The organism is Actinophytocola sp., from assembly GCF_049647105.1.
In the GTDB taxonomy this organism is placed as follows: Bacteria; Actinomycetota; Actinomycetes; order Mycobacteriales; family Pseudonocardiaceae; genus Actinophytocola.
Map to the genome: position 1 here is coordinate 42,158 of NZ_JBARWZ010000022.1, position 13,525 is coordinate 55,682.

The window sequence follows — 13,525 nt, forward strand, 5'->3', positions numbered from 1 at the left end:
GTCAAACGGAAAGCGCGGCGTCGTACAGCGCCTTCTTGCTCACCCCGTGCGCGGCGGCGACCTGCGCGGCCGCGTCCTTGAGCCGCATGCCATCGTCCGCGAGGCGGCGGACCTCTTCCGCCAGGTCCCCGATGTCCCGCTGCCGGGGCGGCGCGCCCGCCACCACGACGGTGATCTCGCCGCGCACGCCGTCCTCTGCCCATTCGGCCAGCTCACCGAGGCCGCCGCGGCGGATCTCCTCATACGTCTTCGTCAGCTCCCGGCACACCGCCGCCCGCCGGTCCGCGCCAAGCACCTCGGCCGCGGTCGCCAGGGTCGCGGCGATCCGGTGCGGCGACTCGAAGAACACGGCCGTGCGCGGCTCGTCGGCGAGCGCCGTGAAGAACCGCCGCCGCTCCCCGTCCTTGCGCGGCGCGAATCCCTCGAAGCAGAACCGCTCGCACGGCAGCCCCGACAGTGCGAGCGCGGTCGTGACCGCGGACGGGCCCGGCAGGCAGGTGACCGGCAGGCCCTTCTCCACACAGGCCGCGACCAGGCGGAACCCGGGGTCGGACACGCTTGGCATGCCCGCGTCGGTGACGAGCAGGACGGTCTGTCCCTGCTCGACGGCCGCCACCAGCCCACCGATGCGGCTGGTCTCGACGGCGTCGTAGAAGCTCACCACCCTGCCGGTCGGGGCCGCGCCGAGCGCGGCGGCGAGCGCGCGGGTCCTGCGGGTGTCCTCCGCGGCGATCACGTCCGCGCCGCGCAGGGCCTCGGCGAGACGCGGAGACGCGTCCCGCGAGTCCCCTAGCGGGGTCGCCGCGAGCACCAGCCTGCCATCGGGTCCAGCGTGTTCAGCCATCACCGACAGTCAACACGGCCCGACTCGGCGATCCCGACGCGGATGCCACATGCGGCCGCCTACGATGTCTGCCCGTGAGGGAGCTTGCGCGCGAACCAATGACACAGGGCGACCGCGAGCGGCGACACCGAGCCGGTGAGGGGGCGACGTGAGCCTCACCGTCACCCGCCGAACCGCGGAAACACCCGACCTGGGTGGCGCGGGCGGGAGACCGCTGTCCGAGGGTGACCTCGCCGAGATCCACCTGATCGGCAAGCCCATGCCGGCCGACCGCCTCCGTGGCTGGCTGGTCGCGGGCTTCCTTGCGATCCTCGGCGGCCTCGTCCGGTTCCAGAACCTGGGCTTTCCCACCGACAAGGGCACGCCGGTCTTCGACGAGAAGCACTACGTGCCGCAGGCGTGGGAGATGCTGCGCAACGGCGGGTACGAGGACAACCCCGCCTACGAGTTGACCGTCCACCCGCCGTTCGGCAAGCAGCTGATCGCGGTCGGCGAGTTCCTGTTCGGCTACAACGGCTGGGGCTGGCGCTTCACCGCGGCGCTCGCCGGTGCGCTGATGATCCTGTTGATCATCCGCATCGCCCGCCGCCTGACCCGGTCGACGCTGCTGGGCGGCATCGCGGGTGTGCTGCTGATCTGCGACGGCGTGTCCCACGTGCAGAGCCGCATGGGCATGCTCGACATCTACCTGGCGTTCTTCGTACTGCTGGCGTTCGGCTGCCTTCTGCTCGACCGAGATCAGGTGCGGCAACGGCTGGCGGTGGCGGTCCGCGAGGGCTGGGCCAACGAGACGGCGTACGGGCCGTGGCTGGGCTTTCGCTGGTGGCGCTTCCTGGCCGGGGTGTCGCTGGGCCTGGCGTGCGGGTCGAAGTGGTCCGGTGTGTTCTTCGTCATGGCGTTCGGCCTGATGACGGTCCTCTGGGACGCGACGGCCCGGCGTTCCGCGGGGGTGGCGCGGCCGTGGGTGGGCTCGATCGTGCGGGACGTGCTGCCGGGTCTGTGGGCGCTGGTCGGCGTCGCGCTGCTCGTGTACCTGGCGACGTGGTGGGGCTGGATGATGTCCGAGACGGGCGTCGACCGCCACCTCGCGGACGCGGCGAACCACCACGGCTGGTACGACTTCCTGCCGACGGCGCTGCGGTCGCTGTGGCAGTACTCGGGCAACGTCCTGGACTTCCACGAGAACCTCAAGACACCGGCGACGAGCCAGCACCCGTGGGAGTCGAAGCCGTGGACGTGGCCGATGGGCCTGCGCCCGATGCTCTACTACTACGACAGCGGCACCATTTCCTGTGGTGAGAAGCGGTGCGTCAGCGCCACCATGCTGATCGGCACGCCGGCTCTCTGGTGGGTGTCACTGCCGGTGCTTGGCTGGGGCCTGTGGCGGATGATCGGCAGGCTGGACTGGCGCTACGCGGCGGTCGTGGTCGCGTACCTGACCTGCCTGCTGCCGTGGTTCACCAACCTGGACCGCCAGATGTACTTCTTCTACGCGACCCCGATGGCCGCGTTCCTGGTACTGGGCATAGTCCTGGTCCTCGGCCAGATCATGGGCACGGTGCGAGACGGCTACGAACGCCGCGGCACCGGCATGCTCGTAGTCGCCCTGTACGTGGGCCTGGTAGTCGCCAACTTCGTCTGGCTGTGGCCAATCCTGAACGGCGACTCCATCACAGAAGGCCACTGGCAATCCGAACTATGGCTCCCAAGCTGGCGCTAACCCACCTGAACCCCCGCGAGTCCACGCTTCAGACCCCGCGAGTCCACGGTTCGGAACCCGCGAGTCTTCGGTTCGGGACCGATGAGTTGGCGTTTCGGGTCGAACAGCGTTAGAGCCGAACCGCCAACTCGGATGTCCTGAACGGCAGACTCGCGAGTCCCCAACCGTGGACTCACGAGTCCCCAACCGTGGACTCACGAGTCCCCAACCGTGGACTCGCGAGTTCCGAACCGTGGACTCGCGAGTTCCGAACCGTGGACTCGCGAGTTCCGAACCGTGGACTCGCGGGTTCCGAACCGTGGACTCGCGGGTTCCGAACCGTGGACTCGCGGGGTTAGTTGCTTGGGTTTATTTGGGTTCTTGGGACTACCTGTGTTACTGGGCCTGCTGTTTCCTGGCCTGCGCGGGCGATCCATGCGGTCATTTCCCGTTGGATGGCTGCCAGAGTGGGCCGACGGGCCGGGTCCTTGTCCAGGGACGCGGTCAGTAGTCGCAGGTGTGTGCTCCGGTGCGGTAGTTGTGACAGCGGCTCGGCCTTCGCCGCCGCCATCAGTGCCGCCATCGCGTTCTCCCGGACCCCGCGTGGCGGGTTCCCGGCCAGCGCGAAGCTCACCGTCGCGGCCAGCTGCCACGCGTCCGACGCGGGTGTCGCCTGCGCACCGGTCGCCGTCTCCGGCGCGAGGAAGTCCGGCGTGCCGACCATCATCCCGGCGGCGGTCAGCGTCTGATCACCCTTGGAGCGCGCGATCCCGAAGTCGATCAGGTGCGGGTTGCCGTCCGGGTCGACGATCACGTTCGCCGGCTTCACGTCCCGGTGCAGGACGCCCTTGGCGTGTGCGGCCATCAACGCGCCCGCCATCGTCAGCCACAGCCGCGCGGCCTGCAGGTCGGACAGCGTGCTCTTGCCGTGCACGACCTCCGCGAGCTGCTCGCCCTCGATGTACTCCATGATCAGCCCGAGCCCGTCGGCCTCGGACACGATGTCGTACACCCGCACGCAGTTCGGGTGGTGCACGGCGGCCAGCGCCCGCGCCTCCCGCAGCATGCGCTCCTCGGTCTCGGCGTCCGGCGCGTGCGCCATCTTGATCGCGACGGTGCGGTTGAGCTGCGTGTCCTTCGCGAGCCACACGGTGCCGAACCCGCCGGTGCCGAGCTGGCGCAACCGCTGGAACCGCCCCGTCGACGGCTTGAGCACCGTCGTCGGCTTCTCCGACGCGAACGGCAGCGGCCCCGGGTCGGCGGCCAGCGCGGCGAGCGCCTGCCGGTCCGGTTCCGGCTCCGGCATCTGCGGCGCCACCTTCGTCGGCGGCGGCGTCCGCGCCGGCTGGGACTGCGACGGCGGCACGTACGGCGGCGGCGGTGGCGGTGGCACGTAGGGCGGCGGCTGCTGTTGCCTCGGCGGCAGTTGGGCGGCCCGTTGCTGCTCCGCCCGTTGCTCGGCACGCCGCTGCTCGGCCGCGCCCTCCGCCTTCTGCCGCCGCTCGATGACCGACCAGCTCGGCGGCCCCACCACCAGCAACGGCAGCATCCCGAGGACGCTCGCCAGCAGCAGCCCGACCCACATGTAGGTCGCGACGTTGACCTTCACCGCGGCACTCAGCAGCAGCGCGGCCAGGAACGGCACCCAGAAGAACCGGCCGGGCCACTTCGCCCCGCGCCGGAACGCGAGGCGGGACTGCAGCCACACGAACAGCAGCGCGATGCCCGGCACGAGGATCAACATCGCGTACCGCAACAGCAGCATCGGGCCGCTCTCGAACGGGTGGAACAGCACCTCGTACACCGTCGGCCTGCCGCCGAGGAAGTAGTCCTGCTGATCCACCCAGCCACAGACACCGCGCTCCATCGAGTCGGCCTCGGGGATGGTGAGCCCGGTACCGGTGTTGCGCGCGATGTTGGCCCGCCGGTTGCCGTACACGGTCAGGAACGTCTCGGACGTCCCCATCGTGTACAGCCACGGCAGCAGGAACGCGAACACGCCTCCGATCAGGCCGAACACGGAGAGCGTGACGGGGTTGTAGGTATTGCCCGTGCCCTTGCGGACGAGTGCGATCAGCACGGCGCCCAGCGCGGGCAGCAGCCCGACCAGGAAACCCGCCATCACTGTCGCCCACACCCATTCACCAGGGCAGAAGTTGGGCTGGAAGAGGTCGTGGGCGAGAGAGATCAGCGAACTACCCATCTCGACAAGCAGATTCACAGTCCCTCTCCTCCCTTCAGTCCATGAGACCAGACGAACACGTTCGTGGATCCACCCTATGTCGAGCTGTTATGTCGACGCTGACGACGGTGACCAGGTTGCCGCAGAGGGCTAAGTTGACTTTCCATGGGTAGCTACCAGGACGCGTACCGACGGAGTCTCGCGGACCCGGAAGCCTTCTGGCTGGCGGCCGCCGAGTCGATCGACTGGGTAAACCCGCCGGACAGAGCCCTCGACGACAAGACGGCCCCGCTGTACCGCTGGTTCCCCGGCGGTGTGCTCAACACTTGCCACAACGCGCTCGACCGGCACGTGGCCAATGGTCGCGCGGACCAGACCGCCTTGATCCACGACTCCCCCGTCACGAACAGTAGGACGTCCTTCACCTACCGCGAGTTGCGTGACGAGGTGGCCGTGTTCGCAGGCGTCCTGCGCGACCTGGGGGTCGGCAAGGGCGACCGCGTGATCATCTACATGCCGATGGTGCCACGCGCGGTCGTCGCGATGCTCGCCTGCGCACGCCTCGGCGCGGTGCACTCGGTGGTGTTCGGCGGGTTCGCGCCACGGGAGCTGGCCAGCCGCATCGAGGACGCGACGCCGAAGGTGATCGTGGCGGCGTCCTGCGGCATCGAGCCGACGAGGGTGGTCGAGTACAAGCCGATCATCGACGAGGCGCTGGCGGCCACCGCGCACCAGCCGGACGCGGTGGTGGTGTTGCAGCGGGAGCAGGCCATCGCGACCCTGGGCGACCGGGACGTGGACTGGGACGAGGCCGTCGCGACGGCGTCCCCCGCGGAGTGCGTGCCGGTGGCGGCGACCGATCCGCTCTACATCCTGTACACGTCCGGCACGACCGGTAAGCCGAAGGGCGTGGTCCGCGACAACGGCGGGCACGCGGTCGCGCTGGCGTGGTCGATGCCGAACATCTACGACCTCCACCCGGGCGAGGTGTGGTGGACCGCGTCGGACGTCGGCTGGGTCGTAGGTCACTCCTACATCGTGTACGCCCCGCTGATGATCGGCGCGACAACCCTGCTCTACGAGGGCAAACCGGTCGGCACCCCGGACGCTGGCGCGTTCTGGCGGGTCATCGCCGAGCACAGGGCGAAGGCGCTGTTCACCGCGCCGACGGCGTTCCGCGCGATCAAGCGGGTCGACCCGGACGCGGCGGAACTGGCCAAGTACGACCTGTCCGGCTTCAAGACGCTGTTCCTGGCCGGTGAGCGGCTGGACCCCGAGACCTACCACTGGGCGAGCGACAAGCTCGGCGTGCCGGTAGTCGACCACTGGTGGCAGACCGAGACGGGCTGGCCGATCTGCGCGAACCTGCGCGGCCTCGACGATCTGCCGATCAAGCCGGGTTCGCCGTCCGTGCCGGTCCCGGGCTACGACGTGCGGATCCTCGACGGAGGCGGCAACGAGATGCCGCGCGGTGAGGAGGGCGCGATCGCGATCAGGCTGCCGCTGCCGCCCGGCACCCTGCCGACGCTGTGGGGCGACGACGACCGCTACGTCGAGTCGTACCTGTCCCGCTACGAGGGCTACTACCTGAGCGGCGACGGCGGCTACGTCGACGAGGACGGGTACGTGTTCGTCATGGGCCGCACCGACGACGTGATCAACGTGGCCGGGCACCGCCTGTCGACCGGGTCGATGGAGGCGGTGCTGGCGTCGCACCCCGCGGTGGCGGAGTGTGCGGTGATCGGGGTCGCGGACGCGGTGAAGGGGCAGCTGCCGCGCGGGCTGGTGGTGCTGAAGGCGGGCGTGGACATCGACGAGGAGACGCTGCGGTCGGAGCTGGTGGCCGCGGTCCGTCGCGACATCGGCCCGGTGGCCGCGTTCCGCGACGTTTCGGTCGTCGACGGCCTGCCGAAGACCCGTTCCGGGAAGATCCTCCGCAAGACGATGCGCGGCATCGCCAACGGCCGCGACGAGCCGGTCCCCTCGACGATCGAGGACCCTGGCGTGCTGGACGCGCTCCGCCCCGTCCTCCGCGGCGGCGAGGCCTGATGCGCTGAAGGCCCCTTCGAGACGGTGACCGTCCTGAAGGGGCCCTTCCGGCCGCGCCGGGTCAGAGGTTGATCATGTGGCCCGCCAGGCCGTGAACCGCTTCCTTGACGGCCTCGCTCAGCGTGGGGTGCGCGTGGATGTTGCGTGCGACCTCGTGGACGGTGAGGTCCCACTGCTGGGCCAGCGTCAGCTCGGGCAGCAGTTCGGTGACGTCCGGGCCGATCAGGTGGCCGCCGAGCAGCTCGCCGTACTTCTTGTCCGACAGCAGCTTCACGAAGCCGCGCGTGTCGCCGAGGCCGTGCGACTTGCCGTTCGCGGTGAACGGGAACTTCGCGACCTGCACGTCATAGCCGGCCTCGCGGGCCTGCTCCTCGGTGTAGCCGAAGCTCGCGATCTGCGGCTGGCAGAAGGTGGCGCGCGGGACCATGCGGTAGTCGATCGCCATGGTCTCGACGCCGCCGATGGTCTCGGCCGCGACGATGCCCATGGCCTCCGCGTTGTGGGCCAGCATGAGCTTCGCGGTCACGTCGCCGATCGCGAAGATGTGCGGGACGTTCGTGCGGCTGCGCTCGTCCACGTCGATGGCGCCGCGCTCGGTGGTCGCCACGCCGGTGTTCTCCAGGCCGTAGCCCTCGATGTTCGGCTGGAACCCGATGGCCTGCATGACCTTGTCGGCCTTGAGCGTCTTGCGCTCGCCCTTGGTGGACACCTCGACGGTGACCTGGTCGCCGGAGTCGTCGATCGACTCGACCTTCGTGCCGGTCAGCACGGTGACGCCGAGCTTGCGGTAGTGGCGCGCCAGCTCCTTGGACACCTCGGCGTCCTCGAGCGGCACCATCCGGTCGAGGAACTCGACGATCGTGACGTCGACGCCGTAGTTGGCGAGCACGTAGGCGAACTCGACGCCGATCGCGCCCGCGCCCGCGATGATGATGCTGCCGGGCAGCTCGTCGGTGAGGATCTGCTCCTCGTAGGTCACGACCCGCTCGGACAGCGACGTGCCGGGCAGCAACTTCGCGGAGGCGCCCGCGGCGATGATGCAGTTGTCGAAGGTGACGGTCTCGCCGTTCACCTCGATCTCGTTCGGGCCGGTGAACGTGCCGCGGCCGGTGAACTCCGTGATGCCGTTCTTCTTCATCAGGTAGTGCACGCCCTTGACCCGCCCGTCGGCGACGGTGCGGCTGCGCGCGTGTGCGGTCCCGAAGTCGAACCGGACGGTGCCGTCGACCTGGATGCCGAACGTCTTCTGTTCGGTGGTGAAGATGTGCGCCAGCTCCGCGTTGCGCAGGAGCGCCTTGGACGGGATGCAGCCGACGTTGAGGCAGACACCGCCCCAGTACTTCTCCTCGATGACCGCGGTCGAGAGCCCCAGCTGCGACGCCCGCACCGCGGCCACGTACCCACCGGGTCCGGCCCCGAGAACCACGACATTGAAATGTGTACTCACGACCCAACCCTAGGCGAAGCGGACTCCTCTCCGCCGCCCACGGTGCCGGGCGTGGCCGCCGGCCCCCTCGAACCACGCTACGGCAGGCCACCGACAGTTCTGACCTGCCAAGACGCGATCGTGGCGAGTTGTCCACAGCCGGGTGATCTGTCCACAGGACGGCCCACGATCGACCGTCGCCGTCGGTGCCCGGTCGTAGGCTGGCAACCGGGGGCCGGAGGCCACCCCTCGCCCAAATCGCGTACCTGCCGCCCGGTAGGTGTGCGACTTGCGGAGACGGCCTCCCACACGCCGCCCCCGCGCCCCGCCCACCCGAATACGTGAGTAGTTCTCGCACCAATCGCACATCTCGTTGACGTGTAACCAAAACAGACCGGCAACGTCTTCCAGGTTTGTCTTGACACAGCGCCCTCGTGCGCCCAAAGTTCACCCATTGGTCTAAACCACTAGGTCTATACCAGTAGGTCTATACCACTGGGTGATCGCGCGGCCAGCGCATGGAAGGACAAGATCGTGAAGCGCTTGACGAAGGTGATGGCCGGTGCCGCGGCCATCGCGTTAGCCACGGCCGGCTGTGCCGGCTCGGGGGGCGGCAGCAGCGAAGAGAGCAGCGGCGGCCCGCGCACGTTGACGGTCTGGCTGATGAACGGCTCGGCTCCCGAGACCCTGACCGACGCCCTCAACAAGGAGTTCGAGGGCGCGAACGACCAGGTCACCGTCAAGTACGAGGTCCAGGAGTGGAACGGCATCCAGGACAAGCTCACCACGGCCCTGGCCAGCCAGGACCCGCCGGACGTCATCGAGCTCGGCAACACCCAGGCGCCATCGTTCGCGGACGACGGCGTGCTGACCGACCTGACCGGTGACGTCGACAGCATGAACGGCGACCAGTGGCTGAACTCGCTGAAGGCCTCCGGCGAGTGGGACGGCAAGCAGTACTCCACGCCGTTCTACGCCGCGAACCGCTCGGTCATCTACCGCACCGACATGTTCGAGCAGGCCGGCATCACCGCACCGCCGACCTCGCGCCAGGAGTGGCTCGACGCGATCACCAAGCTGCGCGCCAAGTTCGGCAGTGACCCGCAGTTCCAGGCGCTCTACCTGCCCGGCCAGAACTGGTACACGCTGCTGTCCTTCATCTACGACGAGGGCGGCGACATCGCCGAGGCGAAGGGCACCGAGTTCAAGGCGACCGTCAGCTCCGACGAGGCCAAGGCCGGTCTCGAGTTCTACAAGGAGCTGGTCGAGGCGTCGGGCACCACCGCGCCGAAGGACAACGACGAGCAGAACCCCGAGCAGGCAGGCATCTACGGCCAGGGCAAGGTCGCCATGATGGTCGCGCTGCCGTGGGAGCTGGGCACCGCCGCGAAGGACAACCCGGACATCGAGAAGAGCAGCTCCGCGTTCCCGATCCCGTCGAAGAACGCCGGGGAGACCGCGCCCGTGTTCCAGGGCGGCTCGAACCTCGCGATCCCGCTCAACAGCAAGAACCCGGAGCTCGCGAAGGACTACCTGCGCCTGATGCTGTCCGACAAGTACCAGACGCAGTTCGCCGAGGCCGGCATGGTGCCGGGTGCCTCGACCGACCTGTCCGCGCTGGACGCGAACCCGGTCAGCAAGGCGATGGCGGAAGCGTCGAAGAACGGCCGGTCGGTCCCGGCCACCCCGACGTGGGCGACCATCGAGGCAGGTCAGAACCCGCTGAAGGACATGCTCACCGCCTACCTCACCGGCACAAAGGACATCGACACCGCGACCAAGGACGCGGACACCGCGCTGGACGCCGCCTTCACCGGCTGATGACGGCAACCATCCACACCAAGGTGCCGGCGGGGACCTCCCCGCCGGCACCGGCGCGCGCGTCGGGGCGCAAGCGCGTCGGACTCGGTGAGAAGACGATCCCCTATCTGCTCCTCGCACCGGCCGTGATCGTGATGCTGGTGCTGCTCGCCTGGCCCGCCATCCAGGTCATCGGCATCAGCTTCCGCAAGCTCGACCTCGGTGAGCTGGTGCGCGGCGAACTGGTCTGGGTCGGGTTCGACAACTACGCGAAGGTGCTGTCCGACCCGGAGTTCTGGACGATCACCCTGCGGACGATCGTGTTCACGGGCGCGGTCGTGGCGGGCACGGTCGTCGCCGGGTTGCTGATCGCGCTGCTCATGCGGCACGTTTCCGGCCCGGTCCGGGTGTTCGTGCAGGTCACGCTCGTGCTGGCGTGGGCGACGCCGATCCTCGCGACCACCACGGTGTTCCAGTGGATCTTCGACCAGCAGTACGGGATCCTCAACAAGACGCTGGTGAAGCTGGGTTTCGACTCGTTCCAGGGCTACTCGTGGTTCTCGTCCGGCACGAGCACCCTCACCGTGATCGGTCTTCTGATCCTGTGGCAGGCCGTGCCGTTCGTCTGCTTCACGATCTACGCGGGCCTGCTGCAGGCGCCACGCGAGCTGTACGAGGCGGCGGCGATGGACGGCACGACCGCATGGCAGTCGTTCACGACCGTGTCCTGGCCGGCGATCCGGCCGCTGGTCACGCTCGCCACGTTCCTGTCGGTGATCTGGGACTTCAAGGTGTTCGCGCAGGTCTGGGCGATCCGCGGCGGCGGGCCGGACGGCGAGAGCACCACGCTGCCGGTCCTGCTGTACCTGCGGGGCATCGCCGGGCGGCACTTCGGCATCGCGTCGGCGGTCGCGGTCCTGATGATCCTCGTCCTCGTCGTGCTCACCGCGCGCTACCTGCAGCTGCTGCTGCGCAGTCGGGAGGCTGACGTTTCATGAGCGGAGCTTGCGGAGCGAAAGAGGAGGCACGGTGAAGACCAAGGGTCAGCGGATCGCGCTGAACACGGTCGGCGTGGTGGTGGCGCTGTTCTTCGCCTTCCCCACCTACTGGCTGCTGACCAGCTCGCTCAAGCCGTCGACCGCGCTGCTGACGCCGGACTACGACCTGATCCCGCTGTCGGTGACGTTCGACAACTTCGTGAGCGCGTGGGAGAAGCCGGGCTTCCTCACGCACCTGTCGAACAGTCTCATCGTGACGGTCGGCGCCGTGCTGTGCTCGCTCGTTGCCGGGGTGCTTGCGGCGTTCCCGCTGGCCAGGCTGCGCTTTCGCGGCCGCAAGGGGTTCCTGCTGCTGGTGCTGATCGCGCAGATGGCACCGATGGAGGCGCTGTTCATCCCGATGTTCCTGCTCATGCAGGACGCCGGGCTGCTCAACAAGCTGCCGTCGCTGCTGCTCGTGTACTTCGCGATCACGCTGCCGTTCACCGTGTGGACGCTGCGCGGGTTCGTGCAGGGCATCCCGTACGAGCTGGAGGAGGCCGCGATGGTCGACGGCTGCGGCCGGTTCGGCGCGTTCCGCCGGGTCGTGCTGCCGCTGCTCGGGCCCGGGCTCGTCGCGACGTCGGTGTTCGCGTTCATCACGGCGTGGAACGAGTTCCTGTACGCGCTGGTGTTCATGCGTGACAAGGACAAGCAGACGCTGCCGGTGTGGCTGTCGACGTTCAAGACGGTGTTCGGCACCGACTGGGGCGGCATCATGGCGGCCTCGGTGATGTACGCGCTGCCCGCGCTGGTGTTCTTCCTGATCGTGCAGCGCAAGCTGGTGTCCGGGGCCACCGCTGGAGCGCTCAAGGGTTGACCTGGTGGTCTGGACCACTTATACCTGGAGGTCCGAACCTTTCGGGAGGATCTTGTGTCCAGGTTCCCTGCGTCCCGTTCGCTAGTCGTGCTGGCCATCGGCGGCATGGCCCTGCTAGGCCTTGGTGTGCCCACCTCGGCCACCACTGCTGAGGAGTCCCGTATGACCCAGGTGATACCGGCCCCCGTGTCGGTCACACCTGACCGCCACGGCGGCGGTTTCACCCTGTCGCCCGGCACCGCGATCACCGTCGACCGCGCCGCGAAGGGCGTCGGGAACTTCCTGGCCGGCGTGCTGCGCCCGTCGACCGGGTACCGGCTGCCGGTGGTGACGGACCGTCGCCAAGGCAGCGGCATCGACCTGTCGCTGGGGTACGTCCCGGCGCGGCTGGGCACCGAGGGTTACGAACTGAAGGTCGACCGGCGGGGTGTGTCGCTGAAGGCGCGGACCCCGGCCGGTCTCTTCACCGGTGTGCAGACGCTGCGGCAGCTGCTGCCCGGCTCCGTCGAATCGCGCACCAAGCAGCGCGGCCCGTGGACCGTGCCCGCCGGCAAGATCGTCGACTATCCGCGGTTCGAGTACCGCGGCGCGCACCTCGATGTGGCGCGGCACTTCTTCAACCCGGACGAGGTGAAGAGGTACATCGACCAGATCGCGCTGTACAAGATCAACCGCCTGCACCTGCATCTGGCCGATGACCAGGGCTGGCGCATCGAGATCGAGAGCTGGCCCAACCTCACGACGCACGGCGGCTCAACCGAGGTCGGCGGCGGTCCCGGCGGGTACTACACGAAGGCGCAGTACCGCGACCTGGTGTCGTACGCGGCGGCCCGCAACATCACGATCGTCCCGGAGATCGACATTCCGGGGCACACGAACGCCGCGCTCGCGTCGTACGCGGAGCTGAACTGTGACGGCGTGGCCCCACCGCTTTACACCGGTATCGAGGTCGGGTTCAGCTCGCTGTGCATCGACAAGGAGATCACGTACCAGTTCGTGCAGGACGTGATCACCGAGGTCGCGGAACTGACGCCCGGCCCGTACCTGCATCTGGGCGGCGACGAGGCCCACTCGACGACCGACCCGGACTTCATCAAGTTCTTCGACCGGGTCTTCCCGATGGTCGAGGCGACCGGCAAGCAGCTGCTCGGCTGGCACGAGTACCTGAAGGCCACCCCGCCGACGTCGGCCGTCGCCCAGTACTGGGGCACCACCAACACGAACGACCTGGTACGCGAGGGTGCCGCACAAGGGCACAAGATCCTGATGTCGCCCGCGAGCAAGGCGTACATCGACATGAAGTACGACGAGAACACCCCGCTTGGCCTGTCGTGGGCCGGTTTCACCGAGGTGGACGACGCGTACGACTGGAACCCGGGCACGTTCGTCGAGGGTGTACAGGAGTCGTCGGTCCTGGGCGTGGAAGCCGCGCTGTGGTCGGAGACCCTGGAGAACAGCGACCACATCGAGTTCATGGCGTTCCCGAGGTTGCCCGCGATCGCCGAGCTGGGCTGGTCCCCGTGGTCGACCCACGACTGGTCGTCGATGCGCACCCGCCTTGCGGCGGAGGCCCCGCGATGGGAGGCGATGGGCGTCGACTTCTACCGCTCCCCGAAGATCGACTGGTGACGTAGCGGTGGCGTGCGGTCAGCCCACCTGGGCGACGAC

General features: G+C 68.6%; 9 protein-coding genes. 6 read left to right on the top strand and 3 right to left on the bottom strand.

From position 1 onward, the window contains the following. Nucleotide 1 precedes the first annotated feature (1 nt). On the bottom strand, nucleotides 2-844 hold the full coding sequence (gene rsmI / locus WBA97_RS03330; RefSeq protein WP_424229161.1) for a 16S rRNA (cytidine(1402)-2'-O)-methyltransferase: 843 nt from the start codon (nucleotides 842-844) through the stop codon (nucleotides 2-4). 148 nt (nucleotides 845-992) lie between these two features. Here rsmI and WBA97_RS03335 point away from each other — a divergent pair, with 148 nt between their 5' ends. After that, nucleotides 993-2,564, top strand: coding sequence for a dolichyl-phosphate-mannose--protein mannosyltransferase (locus tag WBA97_RS03335; protein WP_424229162.1), 1,572 nt, complete (start codon nucleotides 993-995; stop codon nucleotides 2,562-2,564). Between the two features lie 334 nt (nucleotides 2,565-2,898). Here WBA97_RS03335 and WBA97_RS03340 read toward each other — a convergent pair whose 3' ends face one another. Beyond that, nucleotides 2,899-4,764, bottom strand: coding sequence for a serine/threonine-protein kinase (locus WBA97_RS03340; protein ID WP_424229163.1), 1,866 nt, complete (start codon nucleotides 4,762-4,764; stop codon nucleotides 2,899-2,901). A 126-nt stretch (nucleotides 4,765-4,890) separates the two neighbouring features. On the opposite strand from WBA97_RS03340, the gene WBA97_RS03345 reads away from it, so the two are divergent. After that, complete coding sequence (locus WBA97_RS03345; protein WP_424229164.1) at nucleotides 4,891-6,774, top strand: propionyl-CoA synthetase; 1,884 nt, start codon at nucleotides 4,891-4,893, stop codon at nucleotides 6,772-6,774. A gap of 61 nt (nucleotides 6,775-6,835) precedes the next feature. Here WBA97_RS03345 and lpdA read toward each other — a convergent pair whose 3' ends face one another. Continuing rightward, on the bottom strand, nucleotides 6,836-8,221 hold the full coding sequence (lpdA, locus tag WBA97_RS03350) for a dihydrolipoyl dehydrogenase (protein ID WP_424229165.1): 1,386 nt from the start codon (nucleotides 8,219-8,221) through the stop codon (nucleotides 6,836-6,838). Nucleotides 8,222-8,734: 513 nt separating this feature from the next. Here lpdA and WBA97_RS03355 point away from each other — a divergent pair. From WBA97_RS03355 to WBA97_RS03370, 4 genes are all read left to right on the top strand, one after another. Further along, nucleotides 8,735-10,021, top strand: a complete 1,287-nt coding sequence (locus WBA97_RS03355; RefSeq protein ID WP_424229166.1) for a sugar ABC transporter substrate-binding protein — start codon at nucleotides 8,735-8,737, stop codon at nucleotides 10,019-10,021. Next, complete coding sequence (locus WBA97_RS03360; RefSeq protein WP_424229167.1) at nucleotides 10,021-10,998, top strand: carbohydrate ABC transporter permease; 978 nt, start codon at nucleotides 10,021-10,023, stop codon at nucleotides 10,996-10,998. The genes WBA97_RS03355 and WBA97_RS03360 overlap by 1 nt, the downstream gene beginning before the upstream one ends. A 31-nt stretch (nucleotides 10,999-11,029) precedes the next feature. Next, nucleotides 11,030-11,857, top strand: a complete 828-nt coding sequence (locus WBA97_RS03365; RefSeq protein WP_424229168.1) for a carbohydrate ABC transporter permease — start codon at nucleotides 11,030-11,032, stop codon at nucleotides 11,855-11,857. Nucleotides 11,858-11,962: 105 nt separating this feature from the next. Beyond that, nucleotides 11,963-13,486 carry a beta-N-acetylhexosaminidase gene (locus WBA97_RS03370; RefSeq protein WP_424229172.1) on the top strand — a complete coding sequence of 508 codons (1,524 nt, stop codon included), beginning with the start codon at nucleotides 11,963-11,965 and terminating at the stop codon, nucleotides 13,484-13,486. The last annotated feature ends 39 nt before the right edge of the window (nucleotides 13,487-13,525 follow it).